Annotated in this window: 18 protein-coding genes; 7 read left to right on the top strand and 11 right to left on the bottom strand. The window is 61.0% G+C overall.

The genetic code is table 11. The features are described 5' to 3' along the window. Nucleotides 1-6: 6 nt before the first annotated feature. Nucleotides 7-642 carry a maleylacetoacetate isomerase gene (gene maiA / locus ASC85_RS24945; RefSeq protein WP_057451787.1) on the top strand — a complete coding sequence of 212 codons (636 nt, stop codon included), beginning with the start codon at nt 7-9 and terminating at the stop codon, nt 640-642. Nucleotides 643-726: 84 nt separating this feature from the next. Here maiA and ASC85_RS24940 read toward each other — a convergent pair whose 3' ends face one another. Beyond that, nucleotides 727-1,530, bottom strand: a complete 804-nt coding sequence (locus ASC85_RS24940; protein WP_057451786.1) for a SirB1 family protein — start codon at nt 1,528-1,530, stop codon at nt 727-729. Between the two features lie 187 nt (nt 1,531-1,717). Between ASC85_RS24940 and ASC85_RS24935 the strand changes: the two genes are divergently transcribed. Continuing rightward, nucleotides 1,718-2,737 (top strand): Glu/Leu/Phe/Val dehydrogenase family protein, encoded by a 1,020-nt coding sequence (locus tag ASC85_RS24935; RefSeq protein WP_018604214.1) that lies wholly within the window; start codon nt 1,718-1,720, stop codon nt 2,735-2,737. Nucleotides 2,738-2,875: 138 nt separating this feature from the next. Here ASC85_RS24935 and glyA read toward each other — a convergent pair whose 3' ends face one another. Then, entirely contained in the window at nt 2,876-4,114 is a 1,239-nt protein-coding gene (glyA, locus tag ASC85_RS24930) for a serine hydroxymethyltransferase (protein WP_057451785.1), read from the bottom strand. Between the two features lie 128 nt (nt 4,115-4,242). After that, nucleotides 4,243-5,448: a benzoate/H(+) symporter BenE family transporter gene (locus ASC85_RS24925; RefSeq protein ID WP_057451784.1), complete on the bottom strand. Its 1,206-nt coding sequence runs from the start codon at nt 5,446-5,448 to the stop codon at nt 4,243-4,245. A 321-nt stretch (nt 5,449-5,769) separates the two neighbouring features. Between ASC85_RS24925 and ASC85_RS24920 the strand changes: the two genes are divergently transcribed. Beyond that, nucleotides 5,770-7,158: an aminotransferase-like domain-containing protein gene (locus tag ASC85_RS24920; protein ID WP_057451783.1), complete on the top strand. Its 1,389-nt coding sequence runs from the start codon at nt 5,770-5,772 to the stop codon at nt 7,156-7,158. A gap of 67 nt (nt 7,159-7,225) precedes the next feature. On the opposite strand, the gene ASC85_RS24915 is transcribed toward ASC85_RS24920, so the two are convergent. Further along, the gene (locus ASC85_RS24915) at nt 7,226-7,486 is read right to left on the bottom strand and encodes a YebG family protein (protein WP_003205410.1); all 261 of its coding nucleotides are present in this window, start codon (nt 7,484-7,486) and stop codon (nt 7,226-7,228) included. A 322-nt stretch (nt 7,487-7,808) separates the two neighbouring features. On the opposite strand from ASC85_RS24915, the gene ASC85_RS24910 reads away from it, so the two are divergent. Next, the gene (locus ASC85_RS24910; RefSeq protein ID WP_047699631.1) at nt 7,809-8,309 is read left to right on the top strand and encodes a phosphate-starvation-inducible protein PsiE; all 501 of its coding nucleotides are present in this window, start codon (nt 7,809-7,811) and stop codon (nt 8,307-8,309) included. Here ASC85_RS24910 and ASC85_RS24905 read toward each other — a convergent pair. Next, a complete protein-coding gene (locus tag ASC85_RS24905; protein ID WP_003205408.1) occupies nt 8,306-8,623 on the bottom strand; it encodes a DUF3509 domain-containing protein in 318 nt (105 codons plus the stop codon). The genes ASC85_RS24910 and ASC85_RS24905 overlap by 4 nt on opposite strands. 507 nt (nt 8,624-9,130) lie before the next feature. Here ASC85_RS24905 and ASC85_RS24900 point away from each other — a divergent pair. Next, nucleotides 9,131-9,541, top strand: a complete 411-nt coding sequence (locus tag ASC85_RS24900; RefSeq protein WP_057451782.1) for an HPF/RaiA family ribosome-associated protein — start codon at nt 9,131-9,133, stop codon at nt 9,539-9,541. A gap of 134 nt (nt 9,542-9,675) precedes the next feature. On the opposite strand, the gene ASC85_RS24895 is transcribed toward ASC85_RS24900, so the two are convergent. Next, entirely contained in the window at nt 9,676-10,551 is an 876-nt protein-coding gene (locus ASC85_RS24895; RefSeq protein ID WP_057451781.1) for a helix-turn-helix domain-containing protein, read from the bottom strand. A gap of 136 nt (nt 10,552-10,687) precedes the next feature. Here ASC85_RS24895 and ASC85_RS24890 point away from each other — a divergent pair, with 136 nt between their 5' ends. Further along, nucleotides 10,688-11,590 (top strand): DMT family transporter, encoded by a 903-nt coding sequence (locus ASC85_RS24890; RefSeq protein ID WP_057451780.1) that lies wholly within the window; start codon nt 10,688-10,690, stop codon nt 11,588-11,590. Between the two features lie 45 nt (nt 11,591-11,635). On the opposite strand, the gene ASC85_RS24885 is transcribed toward ASC85_RS24890, so the two are convergent. The 5 genes from ASC85_RS24885 to norR all read right to left on the bottom strand — a co-directional run bounded on the left by ASC85_RS24885 (nt 11,636) and on the right by norR (nt 16,877). Next, entirely contained in the window at nt 11,636-12,607 is a 972-nt protein-coding gene (locus ASC85_RS24885) for a 2-hydroxyacid dehydrogenase (protein ID WP_057451779.1), read from the bottom strand. Between the two features lie 208 nt (nt 12,608-12,815). Continuing rightward, entirely contained in the window at nt 12,816-13,565 is a 750-nt protein-coding gene (locus ASC85_RS24880; protein WP_057451778.1) for a YkgJ family cysteine cluster protein, read from the bottom strand. Between the two features lie 79 nt (nt 13,566-13,644). Then, a complete protein-coding gene (locus ASC85_RS24875) occupies nt 13,645-13,971 on the bottom strand; it encodes a hypothetical protein (RefSeq protein ID WP_057451777.1) in 327 nt (108 codons plus the stop codon). Between the two features lie 101 nt (nt 13,972-14,072). Continuing rightward, entirely contained in the window at nt 14,073-14,975 is a 903-nt protein-coding gene (locus tag ASC85_RS24870; protein ID WP_057451776.1) for a chemotaxis protein CheV, read from the bottom strand. A gap of 345 nt (nt 14,976-15,320) precedes the next feature. Beyond that, the gene (norR, locus tag ASC85_RS24865; protein ID WP_057451775.1) at nt 15,321-16,877 is read right to left on the bottom strand and encodes a nitric oxide reductase transcriptional regulator NorR; all 1,557 of its coding nucleotides are present in this window, start codon (nt 16,875-16,877) and stop codon (nt 15,321-15,323) included. A 152-nt stretch (nt 16,878-17,029) separates the two neighbouring features. Here norR and hmpA point away from each other — a divergent pair, with 152 nt between their 5' ends. Beyond that, the gene (gene hmpA, locus ASC85_RS24860; RefSeq protein ID WP_057451774.1) at nt 17,030-18,211 is read left to right on the top strand and encodes an NO-inducible flavohemoprotein; all 1,182 of its coding nucleotides are present in this window, start codon (nt 17,030-17,032) and stop codon (nt 18,209-18,211) included. Nucleotides 18,212-18,634 lie beyond the last annotated feature (423 nt).

Genomic DNA, 18,634 nt, shown 5'->3' with positions numbered 1-18,634 from the left:
CTGGGCATGGAACTCTATACCTACTACCGCTCCACCTCGTCCTATCGGGTGCGCATTGCGTTGGCGCTCAAGGGTCTGGATTACCAGGCCTTGCCCGTCAACCTGATCGCTGCGCCTGGGGGCGAGCATCGCCAGCCGGCCTATCTGGCGATCAATCCCCAGGGCCGGGTGCCGGCGTTGCGTACCGATGAGGGCGCGCTGCTGGTGCAATCGTCCGCCATCATCGAATACCTGGAGGAACGTTATCCACAGGTGCCGCTGCTCAGCGCCGACCTGACGGTGCGCGCCCATGAGCGTGGCGTCGCCGCGCTGATCGGTTGCGACATTCACCCCCTGCACAACGTCAGCGTGCTCAACAAACTGCGGCAGTGGGGCCACGATGAAACGCAGGTGACGGAGTGGATCGGGCACTGGATCAGCCAGGGCTTGGCGGCGGTGGAGCAGTTGATCGGCGACGACGGCTATTGCTTCGGTGCAGCGCCGGGGCTGGCGGATGTGTACTTGATCCCGCAGTTGTACGCCGCCGAGCGGTTCAATGTTTCGTTGCAGGCATATCCGCGGATCCGTCGTGTTGCGGCGTTGGCGGCTGGACATGCGGCGTTCCAACAGGCGCACCCGGCGAAGCAGCCGGATACTCCATAAGGGCCCGTCTCTTGTCCCTGTGGGAGCGAGCTTGCTCGCGAAGGCGATTCAACCGTCGACAACGATGTGCAGCCTTACGACAGCTCAATGCACAACTGAATTCGGCGGCAAATGCCCCAGCCGCTCCGTCAGTCGGATGCGCTGGATCGGATCGTCGCTGAGCATCAGGGCATGCTCCAGGTCGAAGCGTTCGGCGTTGGGGCAATCGAGTCGCTGATACAGGCTGGCCCGGGCCAGGTAGTCGGCGGCGCTGGCGTTGCCCAGTTCCAGCACCCGTTCGGCGTCGATCAAGGCCGCGATGTAATCGTCGTTCGCCAGATGCAGTTGACGCAGGTTGCGCGACAGGCGCTGAAGCATCTGCATCGGCTCGGCGTTGACCAAGTGTTCAGCCTTGAGCTGCATGTTCGCGCCGTATTGGCGCTGTAGCAGTTCCCGGCAGTCATTGGGGTACAACCGGCGGCCACCGCACGGATCGAGCAGGTGATCGGCGCCGGGCACCTTCAACAGGAAATGCCCGGGGAAATTGACACCGACCATCGGAATTTCCAGGCCTCGGGCCAGTTCCAGGGCAATCAGGCCGAGCGCCAGGGGTTGCCCGCGTTTGCGTGCCAGGACTTTGTCCAGCAGCGCCGCTCGTGGTCGCAGAGGCGTGAAGTCGTCCTGGGCGAAGCCCAAGTCATTGAGCCGTCGCAGCAAGGGCTGGCCCAGTTCGCTGACAGGCAACATCGGCAGGCCATGGCTGACCCGCTGTTGCAGCTCCTTGAAATCCTTCAGCAAGGCCGGTACCTCGACCTCGCGATCATGTTCGGCAGCGATCCACAGCGCCGCTTCGAACAGCGCTGGTGGCGAGCGGTGCAGGCAATCAAAAAAGGCTTGGCGCGGTTTCATCAAACTCTCCGGGCTATGCTCCCGTTTTAGCCCTGCCGTGGATTTTCGTCCAGTCTCGGACAGAGGCTGTAACAGGTTATGCCGAAAAAGACTGACCACCGAGGCGACTTATTCCTGCGTGCTCCAGCAAATTTCGACTGCACGCCTATACTGGCGAAACAAACAAAAGTGATTCGGGAGCCTTTCGATGTTTGCTCTCATGCAAAGCTCCCGCCTTGAATCGCTGCACCTAAGCGTAGACCCGGCAACCGGGTTGAAGGCGGTGATTGCCATTCATTGCAGTCGTCCGGGGCCTGCCCTGGGAGGCTGTCGTTACCTTGCCTACCCCGACGACGAAAGTGCCGTGGTCGATGCCGTGCGCCTGGCCCAAGGCATGAGCTACAAGGCGGCGCTGGCCGGCTTGCCCGTGGGCGGCGGGGTGGCGGTGATCATGCGTCCGGCCCATGTCGAGAGTCGGGCGGCGCTGTTCGAAGCCTTCGGCCGTTGTATCGAGCAATTGGACGGGCGCTACATCACGGCCATCGACAGCGGCACGTCGGTGGCCGACATGGATTGCATCGCCCAGCAGACTCGCCATGTCACCAGCACCACGGCCTCGGGAGACCCCGCGCCGCACGCGGCAATGGGGGTCTTTGCCGGCATCCGTGCCACCGCCATGGCCCGTCTGGGCAGCGATAACCTTGAAAGCCTGCGGGTGGCGATCCAGGGCTTGGGCAATGTCGGTTATGCCCTGGCCGAACAACTGCACGCGGCCGGTGCCGAGTTGCTGGTCAGCGACATCGACCCCGGCAAGGTGCAATTGGCGATGGAGCAGCTGGGCGCCCATCCGATCGCCAACGACGCGTTGCTCAGCACACCCTGCGACATCCTTGCTCCTTGCGGCCTGGGTGGGGTGCTCAACAGCCAAAGCGTGGCACAACTGCGCTGCTCGGCCGTTGCCGGCTCGGCCCATAATCAGTTGAGCAACCTGCAAGTGGCCGACCAGTTGGAAAGGCGTGGAATTCTCTATGCGCCGGACTATGTGATCAACTCCGGTGGCCTGATCTACGTCGCGCTGAAGCATCGCGGCGAAGAACTGTCGACGATCACCGCGCATTTGTCGAAGATCGGTGCCCGGCTCACGGAAGTCTTTGCCCACGCCCAGGCAGAGAAGCGCTCACCGGCCCGGGTGGCCGATGAGCTGGCGGAGCGTTTGTTGTACCGCTGAAAATCAAAAGGAAGTAATGGGTAGCAGTGAAGCAGCCTATCTGTGGGAGCAAGGCTTGCCCGCGATGCAGGCGCCGCGACTGTTCAGGCTAACCGAGTCATCGCTCATCGCGAGCAAGCTTTGCTCCCACAGATGCAATTACCTCAGCAGATACACCGGAAAGCATTCGCACAAATGCATCACCCGGCGCCGGGTGTTATCCAGGCGTGCTGCGTTGTCCGGCTGTTCCAGCAGGTCGGCGATCAAATTCGCCACTTCGGCACATTCCGCTTCGCCAAAGCCGCGGGTGGTCAGTGCTGGCGTGCCGATGCGAATGCCGCTGGTGATCGCCGGTTTCTGCGGATCGTTGGGGATCGCGTTTTTGTTCAGTGTGATGTGGGCACTTTCCAGCAGCGCCTCGGCGTCTTTGCCGGTGATGTTCATCGAGCGCAGATCGAGCAGGAACATGTGGCAATCGGTACCGCCGGACACCACCCGCAAGCCGCGGCGGGTCAGGACGTCGGCCATGACGCGGGCGTTGTCGATCACCCGCTGCTGGTAATGCTTGAACCCGTCGCCCAAGGCTTCGTTGAATGCCACGGCCTTGGCAGCGATGACGTGCATCAGCGGGCCGCCCTGGTACACCGGGAAAATCGTCTTGTCGAGCAGGGCGGCATATTGCGCCTTGGCCAGGATCAGACCGCCGCGCGGGCCGCGCAAGGTCTTGTGGGTGGTGGAAGTGATGAAGTCGGCGATGCCAACCGGCGACGGGTACACGCCCGCAGCGATCAACCCGGCGTAGTGCGCCATGTCCACCATCAGGTAGGCGCCGACTTCATCGCAGATCTTGCGAAAGCGCTGGAAGTCGATGGTCCGCGAATAGGCCGAGGCCCCGGCGATGATCATCTTCGGCCGGTGTTCCCTGGCCAGGGCTTCCATTTCTTCGTAATCGAGGGTTTCGGTTTCCGTGTCCAGGCCATAGGAAAATGCCCGGTAGTTCTTGCCGGAAAAATTCACCGAGGCACCGTGGGTCAGGTGGCCGCCATGGGCCAGGGACATACCCAGGATGGTGTCGCCGGGCTCAAGTACCGCCAGGAAAACCGCCTGGTTGGCCTGGGAGCCGGAGTGCGGCTGCACGTTGACGTATTCGCAATTGAACAACTTGCGAGCGCGTTCGATGGCCAGGTTCTCGATTTCATCGACGACCTTGCAGCCGCCGTAGTAACGCTTGCCCGGATAGCCTTCGGCGTACTTGTTGGTGAGCACGGACCCCTGGGCCTGGAGCACTTCCTCGCTGACATAGTTTTCCGAAGCGATCAGTTCCAGGTGGGTTTCCTGGCGGTTGCGCTCGCGGTCGATCAGGCGGGCAATGGCGGGGTCGAAATTGTGCAGGCTCATGGTGTGATTCCTTGGGTAAGTGCTTCGGCCAGTGGCGCAATCACGTAGTGCGGCAACACCCGTGGCTGGCTTCAGTCGAGTCGGTCAGGCTGGTGGATGGCCGGCGTTCGATTGGTTGCATCGAGCGGTCATGGTCGGCTGCCCTCGGCGATAACGACGGCTTTGCGTTCGCGGGTGTAGGTCAGCACGAAGTGCGCCACTAGGCCGAATATCAAGCCCCAGAACGCGGCGGCCAGGCCGAGGTAACTCATGCCCGAAGCCGTCACCAGGAAGGTGATCAGTGCCGCTTCGCGTTGTTTCTCGTCAGCCATGGCGCCGGTCAGCCCGGCACTGATCGCGCCAAACAAGGCGAGGCCGGCGAGGGAGGCGATCAATTCTTTCGGCAGTGCAGAGAACACCGAGGCCAGGGTGGCGCCAAAGGTACCCATCAGAATGTAGAACACCCCGCAGGCGATCCCGGCCATGTAGCGTTTGTCGCGGTCTTCGTGGGCTTCGCGGCCAGTGCAGATCGCTGCGGTAATGGCCGCCAGGTTCAAACCATGGGAACCGAACGGGGCCATCAGGATCGAGCCAATCGCCGTGACCGAAATGATCGAGCGTGCTGGCGTGTTGTAGCCCGAGGTGCGCAACACCGCCATGCCTGGCACGTACTGGCCGGTCAAGGTCACCAGCGCCAGTGGCAGGCCGATGTTGATGATTGCATGCCAGTTCCATTCAGGAGCGATGAAGACCGGTTGGGCCACGGCGATGGTGATCGAGGTGCTGTTGAGTTCACCGAAGGACGCGGCTACCGCGCAACCGACGATCAGCACCGACAGGATCGCGTAGCGTGGCGAAAAACGCTTGAAGATCAGGTACGCCGCGATCATCGCCAACACCAGCGCCGGCTGCAGTTTGATCGAGGTGAACAGCTCGGCGCCGAAGCGGAACAGGATACCGGCGAGCATGGCGGCGGCAATGGCCTTGGGCAGGCGGCTCATCAGTTTGTCGAACGCACCGGACAGGCCGACCAGCGCGATGATCACCGACGCTACCACATAGGCACCGATGGCCTGGGGCAGGGTCACGGTGGGCAGCATCGACACCAGTAACGCTGCCCCCGGTGTCGACCACGCGGTGATGACCGGAACACGCAGGCGCCAGCTCAGGAACAGGCCGGTAATCCCGCTGCCAATGGAAATGGCCCAGATCCATGAAGACACCACGTCGTTGGGCAGGTGCGCTTCCTTGGCAGCCTGGAACACGATGATGAGCGGGCCGGCGTAGGAAATGATCACGGCGATGAAGCCCGCGATGATCGCCGACAGGGATAGATCCTTTCTGAGTGTGTCCATGATGCCTCGACTGGGCGCGGCAGGTCGCGCGGTGATCAGGGGAGAATTGAGTCGATTGGTTCGATTCTTTATCAGTGTATTTGAAAGAATTGAGTTGATTCAATTGAGGGGTGATTTGTTTTACTTGTTTTACCGTTTATTTCTGATTAATTGATTGATTTATATAGATATAATTTTTTCTATAATTTGTATCAGGCGGGGTTACTGATTTGTGTATCGACTCAATCGACTCAATTTTTAGGTTCTGTCGATTTGTCAGGGGTTTTACCTCCATGTGATATGCTCGGATATTCATCATTTCTACGATGGCAGCGATCATTCATGTGGGTTCCCCAGCTAAGCGAGTCCAACCAGCCGATGTATTTGTCGATTGCCGATGCGTTGGCGCGCGATATCAGCAATGGCGTGTTGAACGAAGGTGATCGCTTGCCGACTCTGCGCGAGCTGGCCACCACCCTGAATGTCACCCCCGGTACCATCAGCCGGGCCTATAGCGAGGCCCATCGGCGCCGGCTGGTGCAAGGGGAGGTGGGGCGTGGCACTTATGTACTCGGCCAGAAGTCGCTGGAATCGCCGGCGAGCACCGGCGTTGCGCCGCTGAATCTGGGGCAGGCCGAATTACTCGACCTCTCCATCATCAAGCCGTCCAGTGAAACCTTGGAGTACTGGTTGCGCGATGCGCTGGTGGGCATGGCCAAGAGCACTGATTTCGCGCGCGCACTGGATTACGCGCCGGATGGCGGTCACCCGGCGCATCGCGAGGCGGGGGCGCAATGGTTGCGTCATTCGTTGCCCGACGCGCAATGGCAGCAAGTGGTGATCACGGCCGGTGCCCAGCATGGCTTGATGGTGGCGATGAGCGCCCTGACCAACGCCGGTGACCTGGTGCTCTGCGAAGCGCTTTGCTACCCCGGCATCATTTCCCTGGCCCATGGCCTTGAGCGCCGCCTGCGTGGCGTGCCAATGGACGATGAAGGCATCATTCCCGAAGCACTGCGTGAGCTGTGCCTGCGAGAGAAACCGGCGATGCTGGTCTGCGTGGCGACCTGCCAGAACCCGACGGCAGCGATCATGTCGCAGAAGCGTCGGGCCCAAATTGCGGCACTGGCCGAAGAGTTCGACTTCATCATCCTGGACGATGACATTTACGGCTTCCTTGCCACCGATCCTTCGATCAAGCCGCTGGCGGCATTTGCGCCGGAGCGTTCGGTGTACCTGACCAGCTTGTCGAAGTCGATCATGCCGGCGCTTCGCATCGGCTATCTCTATAGCCCGCCGAAATTGCTGTCACGCTTGACCTCGATGGTGCGCAGTAGCGTCTGGATGCCATCGCCGTTGACCGCGCAACTGGCCAGCAATGTGATCACCGAAGGGCTGGACAAAAAACTGGTCCGTATCCAGCGCAACGAGGCGGCGGGGCGACAAGCGATCGCCCGGGAAATCTTTGCCAATTTCGAACTCAAGACCCAGCCATATTCCTATCACGTCTGGTTGACGCTGCCGGAGCCATGGACCAGCGACGAGTTCACCATGCTCGCCCGGGCCAACGGCGTATTGGTCCTCAGCGGTACCCAGTTCCAGGCTGAGCGCTCAGGGACCACCCGCTGTGTACGGCTGGTGTTGATGTCCCCCACCAGCCAGGACGAATTGCGTTTCGCCCTGACCAAGCTGGCCAGCCTGATCGATTCAGACCCGCGCCGTTATTATTGAAAAAGATCGCAGCCTTCGGCAGCTCCTACGCGGTGTAGGCGCTGCCGAAGGCTGCGATCTTTTTTGGTCATTCGTCCGACGGATTGAGCAGTTCTGACAAGGCGTCCGGCTGGCTCTTGAATGCCTTGGCGAACACATCGCGATTCTTCGCCATGTAGATCCCGGCTTCTTCGACCTGTTGCTCGCTCAGCGATGGAACGGCTTTTTGCAACACCTCTGCCAGTAATTCGGCGAGTTCCAGCATTTTGTCATGACGGTCAGCTTCGGCTTTATCCATGAACAAGCGCTCCAGATCTCGGCTGCTGCGGTATACCACTTCGACGGCCATTCACCACCTCACATGCCTTCACATTGGTTGTCTTTGTGACTACTGTATTTATATACAGGCAAAAGGATAAGCGAATCCTGTTGCTTTGGATAGTGGCTTTTTAATGTAGACCGGTTTCTGCATGTGAGAGCAAAGCTTGTGGGAGTGAAAGCTTGTGTGGGAGCAAAGCTTGCTCGCGATAAGGCCGCATGACGATCACAAAAGTGCCGGATACCAGCCTATCGCCATCTCACCCTCAGTCGCTGGCCTTTTTTCTGCATGCAGAACAACCGTCACGTCCAATCCGCATCATCCGGTCGAGTCGACCTAAGGAAACTACATCGTGAAAATCAACTGGGCCGAGAACCTGCGCCAGAACGTCCATCAACTGGCCGAGTCCCTGGGAAACCTGTTCGTCGAGACCTTCCACTACCTGGCGCTGTTCGCCATTGGTGCGGTGACCGCGTGGGCGGCGGTGATGGAATTCTTGCAGATGATCGAAGCAGGACACATCAAGATCGATGACATCCTGCTGCTGTTCATCTATCTGGAATTGGGGGCGATGGTCGGGATCTACTTCAAGACCAACCACATGCCGGTGCGGTTTCTGATCTACGTGGCGATCACGGCGCTGACGCGGCTGCTGATTTCCAACGTTTCCCACCACAGCCCGCCAGACCTGGGGATCATCTACTTGTGCGGTGGCATCCTGCTGCTGGCGTTTTCGATCCTGGTGGTGCGCTACGCTTCGTCGCAGTTCCCCTCGGTGAAGATCGAGCACCCGCACCGCAAGGTCGGCGCGGGTTCCAGCGAGCATGCCGAGGTGGAGAAAGGAGAAATCTAGATCCCGGCGGCAGAGGGCGCCGGCCCCTGTGCGTGCGGTGGTGGCAGCTTGATGCTGTCACCGCCGGTCATGGCTTCGAGGATGGCCACGGCGCTGTGGCCCTGCTCGATGGCGATGCCGAACTGAATGCTTTGCACCAGGCGCTTGAGCCGCTCCGGGTCGTTGCGCTGCTGCGCGCTGATCATGCGTTTGGCAACGATGCGCCCGCTCTTGGACAGGGTCAGCATGATGCTGCCGTCCAGGCCCTGAATGCTCAGGTTGATTTGATAATGCGGCGCAAAGGCGTCGGTAATGATCTGAAAAGGGTTGTCCATGATGCGTCACCGCCTGATTGAACGTGCAGTTGTTGACCGGCCATGATCGGGATTAGTTCGCAACACCGGACCATCGGCCATTCCATGATCGTGTTCATCTCAAGATTCCGGGGGCCAGGTAGGCCCAAGATCAAAAGATCGCAGCCTGCGGCAGCTCCTACAGGGAGTTAGCAAGTGGCATGCCGGAAAAACTGTCGGACAATGATCACGGCGCCTGGGCGCCAAACGCTCTGGAATGCGGCTGTGGCCGCTGCCCGTTTCGGGGCAATAACGCGCGGATGTTCGCTGACGGTGCAGGAGGGGAGGCGATTTGCGGTGGGTAGGCAGGGCAGGGGTAACTCCCGACATTAACAGCGCTTTTGCCTGTTGTCTGGCTTTATTTGCATATGAATATTTATCTTTTTTTAGGGGTTGAATTGTTCTTCCGCCAGCCCGACTCTGTATTCAAGGGGCCGTTGCATCAACGTCGACGGCCCCCGGCGAGCTAGCTGAAATAAGGGATGAACTATGCAAATCCAAGTCAACAGCGATAACCATATTCAAAGCAGCATCCGACTGGAGGAGTGGGTACGTACTACCATCGAAAGCACGCTCGAACGTTATGAAGAGGACCTGACACGGGTCGAGGTTCATCTGCGGGACGAGAACGGCGATAAGCCTGGTCCCCATGATCTGCGTTGCCAGCTTGAAGCACGGCCGAAGGGCCATCAGCCGATTTCCGTGACGCACAAGGCCGAATCGCTGGAACTGGCGATCGAAGGCGCGGCCACCAAACTTGAAAATGCCCTGGAGCATTTGTTCGGCAAACTGCGCGGCAAGCGCGCCGTCATTGATGAGCCGAGCGAATCCGTAGCCTTGGCCGATGCGATGCTGGAAGAGGAATTCCTGGAAAACGAACGGGCCGCGCTTCACGGCTGAAACCTCGTTCATTTCACTTGCGACTGAAAACGGGCCTGCAATCGCAGGCCCGTTTTGTTTTTATCGGTTTCCACTCCTGCATTGATCACCTTCTCCTGTGGGAGCGAGCTTGCTCGCGATGGCAATAGCCGGCGCTAGCGCAAGAACGCCTGCCGATACTCCCCAGGCGTCGCGCCCAGGGCCTGACGGAATCGATTGGTGAAGTGGCTGGCGCTGGCAAATCCGCAGGCCAGCGCCACGTCGCCCAGCGGTTGTGAGGTGGTGCGCAGCAAATGCCGCGCGCAGGTCAAGCGTCTGGCCAGCACATATTGATGAGGCGGCAGCCCGAAGCTTTCGCGGAACATCCGCGCGAAGTGGTATTCGGACAACGCACACAGCGCCGCCAATTGGCCGAGGCTGATGGCATCGGCCAAGTGGCTGTCGACGTAATCCACCAGCAACCGCCGTTGATGAGCGGCCAGGCCGCCTTTGAGGCGAAGTCCCTGGCGCTGGCCCACCTGGCTGAGCAGCAGGTGATTGAGCAATTCATGGGCCAGGCTGGTGGTCAGCAGGCGTTCACCGGGTTCGTCCCAGTTCAGTGCGATCAACTGGCGAAAACGCTGTGCCTGTCGCGGGTCGTCGAGGAAGGTTTCCTCGTGCAGTTGCACCTGCCGGGGCTCGCGGTCCAGCAGCGTGACGCAACCAAGGGCAAATTGTTCCGCACTGAAATACAGGTGGGCGAGGCGAATATCGCCGTTGATGACCCAGGCTGATTCATGCCCGGCCGGCAGGATGCAGAGTTTGTCCGGTGCCCCAGTAGTGTCGGGCCGCTCGCGGCGAAACGTACCGGTGCCGCCAGCGATGTAGCACGACAGCGTATGGTGCGTTGGCGCCTCGTAGTCCCGGGCGTCGTGGTGATTGCTCCACAAAGCGGCCGCCAAGCCGTCCCCGAGCTCGGCGCTGTGCTCCAGGCGAGCATTGGGCGAGCTGTTGAGGGCTTGAAAGACTTGCAGGGTTTGCAGTGTGGACATGATCGGTTCTCCAACGCTTGCATCCTACTCCGTCGGCCGGTCCGTGCCAGCCTGTCAGCTGACAAAACCGCAAGTTTACGCAAGCGCCGGGTCAATGGCGGCGGGACACTGAACGTCATTGTCAGGAGCCGTCACCATGAACCTCTCGTTGTACCTGCTTACCGTGCTCATCTGGGGCACCACCTGGATTGCCCTGAAACTGCAGTTGGGCGTCGTCGCCATCCCGGTGTCGATTGTCTATCGCTTCGGCCTTGCGGCCCTGATCCTGTTTGCGATGCTCTTGCTCAGCCGGCGCTTGCAGGTGATGAACCGGCGCGGCCATTTGATTTGCGTTGCCCAGGGCCTGTGTCTGTTCTGCATCAACTTCATGTGCTTCCTGACCGCCAGCCAGTGGATTCCCAGTGGGTTGGTCGCCGTGGTGTTTTCCACCGCTACGCTCTGGAATGCCCTCAATGCCCGCGTGTTCTTCGGTCAGCGGATTGCCCGTAACGTGCTGTTGGGTGGCGCCCTGGGGCTTTCGGGGCTGGCGCTGCTGTTCTGGCCGGAACTGGCTGGCCATAGTGCAAGCCCGCAAACCTTGCTTGGCTTGGCGCTGGCGTTGCTGGGCACCTTGTGTTTCTCGGCAGGCAACATGCTGTCGAGCCTGCAACAGAAGGCCGGCCTCAAGCCGTTGACCACCAACGCCTGGGGCATGGCCTATGGCGCGGCGATGCTGGCGGTGTGGTGCGCATTCAAAGGCATCCCGTTCGACATGGAATGGAACACGCGCTACATCGGCTCACTGTTGTACCTGGTGATCCCGGGTTCGGTGATCGGCTTTACTGCCTATCTGACGCTGGTGGGGCGCATGGGGCCGGAGCGGGCGGCGTATTGCACCGTGTTGTTCCCGGTGGTGGCGTTGAACGTGTCGGCGTTTGTCGAGGGCTATCAGTGGACGGTGCCGGCGTTGGTGGGGCTGGTGTTGGTGATGCTGGGGAACGTGCTTGTGTTTCGCAAGCCTCGACCACAGCCCATGAAGGCCGCCTTGGGCGCACGTTGAAATGACCGCGTTGGCCGGCCCGCTCAGGCGGGCCGGCCTAAGGGTTTACTTCCAGACTTGCGGGTTGACCAGGTTCTGCGGTCGCTCGCCCAGCAATGCACTGCGCAGGTTATCCACAGCCAGATCGGCCATGGCGGCACGGGTTTCGTGGGTGGCCGAGCCGATGTGGGGCAGGGTGACGGCATTTTTCAGTTGGAACAGCGGCGATTCGGCCAGCGGTTCTTTCTCGTAGACATCCAGCCCGGCGCCGCGGATGCGATTGTTCTGCAGGGCTTCGATCAGCGCCGGTTCATCCACCACCGGGCCCCGGGAAATGTTGACCAGGATGGCGCTCGGTTTCATCAGGCCCAGCTCACGCTGACCGATCAGATGGCGGGTCTTCTCGCTCAATGGCACGACGAGGCAGACGAAGTCCGCTTCGGCCAGCAACTGGTCCAGTTCGCGAAATTGTGCGCCCAATTGGTTTTCCAGTTCGGTCTTGCGGCTGTTGCCGCTATAGAGGATCGGCATGTTGAACCCCAGCCGGCCACGCCGGGCAATGGCTGCGCCGATGTTGCCCATGCCGACGATACCCAGGGTCTTGCCATGTACATCGCTGCCGAACAGTTGCGGGCCGACTGTCGCCTGCCATTGGCCTGCCTTGGTCCAGGCGTCCAGTTCGGCCACGCGCCGGGCGCTGCTCATCAGCAGGGCGAAGGCCAGGTCTGCGGTGCTTTCGGTGAGCACGTCGGGGGTATTGGTGAGCATGATCCCGCGCTCATTGAAGTAGGCCAGGTCATAGTTGTCGTAACCCACCGATATGCTGGATACCACTTGCAGGTTCGCGGCGCCTTGCAATTGCTCGCGCCCGAGCTTGCGACCGACCCCGATCAGCCCGTGGGCGTGGGGCAGGGCTTCGTTGAACTGTGCGCTGATATCGCCCTTGGACGGGCTCGGCACGATCACGTCGAAGTCCTGTTGCAGGCGCTCGACCACCTGGGGCGTGATACGGCTGAAGGCAAGTACGGTTTTTTTCATCGTGCAAGGCTCGTCGGGGAGAAGATACCAAGCACGCTAACATTCCTGGCGAGGGTTAGGCGAGAGGGGAAAGCGATTGAGCGTAGCAAATCCCTTGTGGGAGCGAGCCTGCTCGCGATGGCGTTGCATCAGTCACATAGAGGGGGCTGACAGACCGCTATCGTGAGCAGGCTCGCTCCCACAGGGCTCTACTTCATCCTTTGGGTATCTACGCCGCCCGCAGCGAAATAAAGGCGTAATTGACCGGCGCTTCAGTGACCACCCGCGCGCCGCTGGCCAATACCTGGCTGGCCACATCATCGCCAGACAGATGGAACTGCCATTCACTGGTGTGCTGTTGCGCAGGTTGCAGGCGTGCCTGATCGAAGGCGGCCACGAATGCGCTCATCTGCGGCAGATACGCGGTGAACCCGTCGCCCTTGAGCGCGGTGGTGCGGATGCCCAGGGCGGCGCATATGCGGTCCTTGATGGCGATCTCTTCACGGTCGGCCTGGCGTGAACGCTCGATCAACCGGACCAGTTCCTGATCGACCAGTTCACCGCCGAGTATCAGTTGTGGCCCGGTTTCCCACGACTCTGGAGGGCATTCCTTGACGGCGATATTGAGGGGAATGTGCGGGTTGATTTCCATCGGATAGATGCGGCACACCAAGGGGCGGCGCTCATAGATGCGGCACAGGTTTTCATCGTCAAGATTCCGACAGCGGCCGACGTTGTAGGCGGCAAAGGTGATCGCCACAAGGGCCTCGGTGCCGCCGCTGTGGACCACCGCCGAGCGGCGCTCGGCATGCTCGCGTTGCCCTGCCGGCAGGCCGAGGCCGTTGGGCAGGAAGGCTTCCACCAGGACAATCACCTGGCCGCCGTCGTCCGCCCACATCCGGGCCTCGTCGAGGGTCAGGGGGACGTGGTGATCGGTGCAGCATTTGCCGCACCCTACACAGGAAAATGTTGTGTTCATTGAGCGCCCGGTCGCAGAAAGCTGGAGACGGCGACAGAAAAACGCCGTGATGGACCGTGCGAAGCAAGTTATGCGCCATTCACCGGTCGGTAGCGGCCGGGCGGATCGAGTCCCACTCGGTCACGTAGGCGGTTTTGGTTTTCTTGCGGTAGAGACACAACTCGGTGCCGATCGCCCCTTTCATGTGTTTCTGCGGATATTGGCCTTGCAGCAACAGCGCGGTGTAGCCGACGCGGTCGTCGAATCGAGCGGCGCTACCTACCGGTTCAGCGCTCTTCAAACCGCTGGCCTTGATGCAACTGGCCAGCACGGCTTTGTCGTGGGCGGCCCAGGCGTCCGTGCTGGAAGCATGAACCTGGGAGGCCAGGACGGTGAGGCCAAGGAGAGTCAATAGGCGGATTTTCATCAGGGAGCCTTGTTCCGGGAAGCCAGGACAAGAGTATGCCTGAGGTTGTCGGACGGTGATCGCTCCCGCGCCGGAACGCAGAAGCGAGCAACCGAGATGACTCAGTGACCCTGCTCGGCAACGGCCTTGGCCGCCGTGATCAGGCACTTGGTCAGTTCCGGCGAGGAGAACTTGGTGAGCACGCCGTTGGCCCCCGACAGCCGGGCTTTTTCGCTGTTCATGGCGCTGTCCAGCGAGGTGTGCAGCAACACGTAGAGGTGGGCGAAGTCAGGGGTTTCGCGCAGCGTCCGGGTGAGGGCATAGCCGTCCATCTCCGACATCTCGATGTCGGAGACGATCAGGTTGATCTGTTCGGCCGTGCCTTGCAGGTCCAGCAGGCACTCGATGGCTTCCTTGGCGCTGCGCGCGGTGTGGCATTGCAGGCCGAGGTTGCGCAGGGTGTGCACCGATTGCTGCAGCGCGACCTGGCTGTCATCGACCACCAGGATCCGTGCGTTGCCCAGCACCTCGGCGTCTTCCATGCTCAGTTCGGTCGGCGCGGTTTCGATCTGCGCCGGGGCGATACCGTGGATGACCTTTTCGATGTCCAGCACCTGCACCAGCGTGCCATCCACTGAGGTCACGCCGGTGATGAACGAACGCACACCGCCGGAGCCGTAGGGCGGCGGTTTGATGTCGGTGGTCAGGCAATGCACGATCTTGCTCACCGCCTGCACATGCAAACCCTGTTTGGAACGGCTGACGTCAGTGACGATCAGGCAGCCGCCGTCCGGGTCTTCCAGCGGCCGCTCGCCAATGGCGCGGCTCAGGTCGATCACCGACAACGATGTCCCGCGCAGGGTGGCGATGCCTTTGACGTGTGGATGGGACTCCGGCAGCTTGGTCAACGGTGGGCAGGGAATGATTTCACTGACCTTGAGCAGGTTGATTGCCATCAGCTTGCCGCTGCGCAAGGTAAACAGCAGAAGCGAAAGTGAATCTGCGCGGGCTTTGTTGGAAGACATAAAAACCTTCTGTGGAAAAAGGTGGGGCGAGCATACCGATCGCCAGAACAGCTTGTGATATTGGGTTATCGACTTGTTGGGGACAGGCTTTAGGACGAAAGCCGTCAATAACGAGGATCGCTGTAACAAGCCCGCTTTTGTGGCGAGGGAGCTTGCTTCCGCTCGGCTCTGTAGGCGCTGGCGAAGCCTGCGATCTTTTGATCTTGATCTTTCGCTCTGGACTCAATTGGCTGTGGAAAGATCGCAGCCTCGTTGCACTCGACAGCTCCTACACAGTTCCTACACAGCTCCTACGGCGTAGCCCAGCGGGAGCAAGCACCTTCGCCACAAAAGCGTCCGCAGCCACTATTTCAGGCCAAGCCGTTTTGCCATCCGCCCCAGGTTCGCCCGATCCAGCCCCAGCTCCCGGGCGGCGCTGGCCCAGTTGTGCTGGTGACGTTCCAGGCAGGCAGCGATCAGCTTGCGCTGGAATTCGTCCACCGCTTCGCGCAAGTCCCCCGTTACGCCCTGCGCGGTCGGCGCGAGGCTGATGGACGAAGGCGTGGGGGTATCCACTGGCGCCTGGGGCAAATCCAAGTCCTGGGCGCTGAGGCTGAGAATTTTCGGGCGCGTCGCGCACCGGCCCAAGGCCTTCAAGGCGCTACGGCCGATCAGGTGTTCCAGTTCGCGCACATTGCCCGGCCAGTCGTAGGCCAGCAGTGCGGCCTGGGCATCGCTGGTCAGGCGCAGGCTGCCCAGACCCATGCGCGAACGGTTGTGTTCCAGGAAAAAACCGCTGAGCAGCAGCACGTCCCGTCCGCGATCGCGCAGCGCCGGCACCTGCAGCGGATACACACTCAAGCGATGATAGAAGTCGGCCCGATAACGGCCGTTGCGCACTTCTTCGGCCAAGTCGCGATTGGTGGCCGCGATCAGGCGCACATCGACCCGGTGTTCCTTGTCCGAGCCCAGGCGTTGCAGTTGACCGCTTTGCAGTACCCGCAACAACTTGGCCTGGACGGTCAGGGACAACTCGCCCACTTCGTCGAGGAACAAGGTGCCGCCGTCGGCCAGTTCGAACTTGCCGCGCCGGTCGTTCGTGGCCCCGGTGAAGGCGCCTCGTACATGGCCGAAGAGTTCACTTTCCACCAGCGTATCGGGCAGGGCGGCGCAATTGAGGCTGATGAGTGGCTGCTCGGCACGCTTCGACGCGGCATGGATGGCCTGGGCGACCAGCTCCTTGCCCACGCCGGTTTCGCCGGTGATCAATACTGTCAGGTCGCTGCTGCCCACCAGCGCGATCTCTTCCACCAGGCGTTTGTGGGCCTTGCTCTGGCCGACCATGTCGCGAGGCTGCTGGCCGCTGGCCTGGCGATAGACCTCGGCGCGGCGGTGCTCGTCCTCGGCCTTCAGGGCCAGGCGCTCGATGCGCTCGGCGGCGCTGACCGTGGCGGCGGCGAGGCTGGCGAAGGCTTGCAGGGCACCCAGATCGATGGATTCGAAGCGCTCCGGATCCAGCGAATCCAGGGTCAGCAGGCCCCAGGGCCGTTCGTCGACGAACAGCGGGCAGCCCATGCAGTCGTGAACCTCCAGATGCTCGGCGAGCCCCTCGACCAGTCCGTCGTACGGATCGGGCAGGCCGCTGTCGGCGGCGAAACGGGTGGGCTGTGGGTTGGCCAGCAGCGCTTCGAAGCGCGGGTGTTCGCTGATCCGGAATCGCCGGCCCAGTGTATCGGTGCTCAGGCCATCCACGGCAAGCGGCACCAGGCAGTCGCCGTCCAGGCGCAACAACGCCGCCGCATCGCACGGCAGCAAGGCTCGCAAGGTGCCGAGCAGGCGCCGATAACGTTCGCCTTCAGGCAGTTCGCGGGACAGATCGGCCACCAGTGGCAGCAGGGAGGTCAGCAGGGCGGTTGCGGTCATAATGACTCCATGTAGTCGTAACGACTATAAGGTGGGCCGTGTCGCTATGACTACATTGTTTTTAACTGACTGATATTTAAGAAAAAAAATTATGGCATGGAAACTGATAAGGCTTACCTAACTGTTATCGGTCATACGCCAGGAGTCACCCTATGCTCAGTCGAGAAGAACGCGCCATCATTCGCTCCACCGTTCCGTTGCTTGAAAGCGGTGGTGAGGCGCTGATCACTCACTTCTATCGCATGATGCTGTCCGAATACCCGCAGGTGCGCCCATTGTTCAACCAGGCTCACCAGGCCAGTGGCGATCAACCGCGGGCCTTGGCCAACGGTGTGTTGATGTATGCGCGGCACATTGACCAGCTCGATCAATTGGGCGACCTGGTGGCGAAGATCGTCAACAAGCACGTTGCCCTGCAGATCCTGCCGGAACATTACCCGATTGTCGGTTCGTGCCTGCTGCGAGCAATCGCCGAAGTGCTGGGCGCAGAGATCGCCACGCCCGAAGTGATTGCGGCGTGGGGCGCAGCCTACAACCAGTTGGCCGATATCCTCATCGGCGCCGAAGCCGGCATGTACGACAAGAAGGCCGAGGCGCCGGGCGGCTGGCGTGGTGAGCGTGAGTTCATCCTGACGGCCAAGGTGCAGGAAAGCTCGGAGATCACTTCGTTTTACTTTGAACCGGCGGACAAGGGCCCGATCCTGTTGGCCGAGCCGGGCCAGTACATCGGCATGAAGCTCATGCTCGATGGCGAGGAAGTACGCCGCAACTATTCACTGTCAGCCCTGGCGGACAATGGTCAATACCGTATCAGCGTCAAGCGCGAACCGGGCGGGCGGGTGTCCAACCACCTGCATCATCATTTCGACGTCGGCAGCCGCATCCAGTTGTTCCCGCCGTCGGGGGATTTCTACCTGACTGCCAGCGACAAACCGCTGGTGCTGATCAGTGGCGGCGTTGGCATCACCCCGACCCTGGCCATGTTGCAGGCGGCGCTGCAAACCGAGCGGCCGGTGCACTTCATTCATTGCGCGCGCAACGGCCGTGCCCATGCCTTCCGCGACTGGATCGACGACCTGGCCAAGCGGCACCCGCAGCTCAAGCGCTTCTACTGCTACGACGAAGACGACGGCTTGAGCCCGGCGGCCGACAAGGTGGGGCTGTTGAGCCAGGAACAACTGGCGCAATGGCTGCCGCAGCAACGTGACGTGGACGCCTATTTCCTCGGGCCGAAGGGCTTCATGAGCGCCGTCAAGCGCCACCTCAAGGCCTTGGGCGTGCCGGACCAGCAGAGCCGTTACGAATTCTTCGGCCCGGCGGCGGCGCTGGAATAAGGTCGCGCTAAACCGGGAGACCGGTTGCCTTCATCGCGAGCAGGCTCGCTCCCACAAGGGATCTGCGGTGGACACGATTCTCGAACTGTGGGAGCGAGCTTGCTCGCGATGGCGTCGGCACATTCAACATCAATGCAAGCTGACCCACCGCTATCGCGAGCAAGCTCGCTCCCGCCCTGGATCTGTGCGGGTGACAACATCCGCGTCCGCCACAAATCCCTTGTGGGAGCGAGCCTGCTCGCGTTGGCGGCGGCAGGTCCATCCTGGGTCCAACTGACCAGAATTAATCCGCACTTAACCTTCTTGCGGTCTATTCCCCTTGAATGTCGACGCCCGCTGCTCGTTCACTGTCATGGTCTGCGTGTAGACTTCGGGCATCCGACCGCGCCCGAGTGTCGCCGTGCCGCGCGTCGATCCATGCAG

This window comes from Pseudomonas sp. Root401, from assembly GCF_001425105.1.
Taxonomy (GTDB): Bacteria; Pseudomonadota; Gammaproteobacteria; order Pseudomonadales; family Pseudomonadaceae; genus Aquipseudomonas; species Aquipseudomonas brassicacearum.
The sequence above is the reverse complement of the archived record's forward strand: the minus strand, read 5'-3'. Positions and strand labels throughout refer to the sequence as shown.

Excerpts from the sequence above, each read along its gene's own strand:
- glyA (WP_057451785.1), bottom strand. The coding sequence starts at position 4,114 with ATGAGCCTGCACAATTTCGACCCCGCCATTGCCCGCCTGATCGACCGC.
- ASC85_RS24875 (WP_057451777.1), bottom strand. The coding sequence starts at position 13,971 with ATGAAAATCCGCCTATTGACTCTCCTTGGCCTCACCGTCCTGGCCTCC.
- ASC85_RS24920 (WP_057451783.1), top strand. The coding sequence starts at position 5,770 with ATGTGGGTTCCCCAGCTAAGCGAGTCCAACCAGCCGATGTATTTGTCG.
- ASC85_RS24925 (WP_057451784.1), bottom strand. The coding sequence starts at position 5,448 with ATGGACACACTCAGAAAGGATCTATCCCTGTCGGCGATCATCGCGGGC.
- ASC85_RS24890 (WP_057451780.1), top strand. The coding sequence starts at position 10,688 with ATGAACCTCTCGTTGTACCTGCTTACCGTGCTCATCTGGGGCACCACC.
- ASC85_RS24915 (WP_003205410.1), bottom strand. The coding sequence starts at position 7,486 with ATGGCCGTCGAAGTGGTATACCGCAGCAGCCGAGATCTGGAGCGCTTG.
- ASC85_RS24880 (WP_057451778.1), bottom strand. The coding sequence starts at position 13,565 with ATGAACACAACATTTTCCTGTGTAGGGTGCGGCAAATGCTGCACCGAT.
- ASC85_RS24935 (WP_018604214.1), top strand. The coding sequence starts at position 1,718 with ATGTTTGCTCTCATGCAAAGCTCCCGCCTTGAATCGCTGCACCTAAGC.
- ASC85_RS24895 (WP_057451781.1), bottom strand. The coding sequence starts at position 10,551 with ATGTCCACACTGCAAACCCTGCAAGTCTTTCAAGCCCTCAACAGCTCG.
- ASC85_RS24940 (WP_057451786.1), bottom strand. The coding sequence starts at position 1,530 with ATGAAACCGCGCCAAGCCTTTTTTGATTGCCTGCACCGCTCGCCACCA.
- ASC85_RS24885 (WP_057451779.1), bottom strand. The coding sequence starts at position 12,607 with ATGAAAAAAACCGTACTTGCCTTCAGCCGTATCACGCCCCAGGTGGTC.
- ASC85_RS24870 (WP_057451776.1), bottom strand. The coding sequence starts at position 14,975 with ATGTCTTCCAACAAAGCCCGCGCAGATTCACTTTCGCTTCTGCTGTTT.
- norR (WP_057451775.1), bottom strand. The coding sequence starts at position 16,877 with ATGACCGCAACCGCCCTGCTGACCTCCCTGCTGCCACTGGTGGCCGAT.
- hmpA (WP_057451774.1), top strand. The coding sequence starts at position 17,030 with ATGCTCAGTCGAGAAGAACGCGCCATCATTCGCTCCACCGTTCCGTTG.
- ASC85_RS24905 (WP_003205408.1), bottom strand. The coding sequence starts at position 8,623 with ATGGACAACCCTTTTCAGATCATTACCGACGCCTTTGCGCCGCATTAT.
- ASC85_RS24900 (WP_057451782.1), top strand. The coding sequence starts at position 9,131 with ATGCAAATCCAAGTCAACAGCGATAACCATATTCAAAGCAGCATCCGA.
- maiA (WP_057451787.1), top strand. The coding sequence starts at position 7 with ATGGAACTCTATACCTACTACCGCTCCACCTCGTCCTATCGGGTGCGC.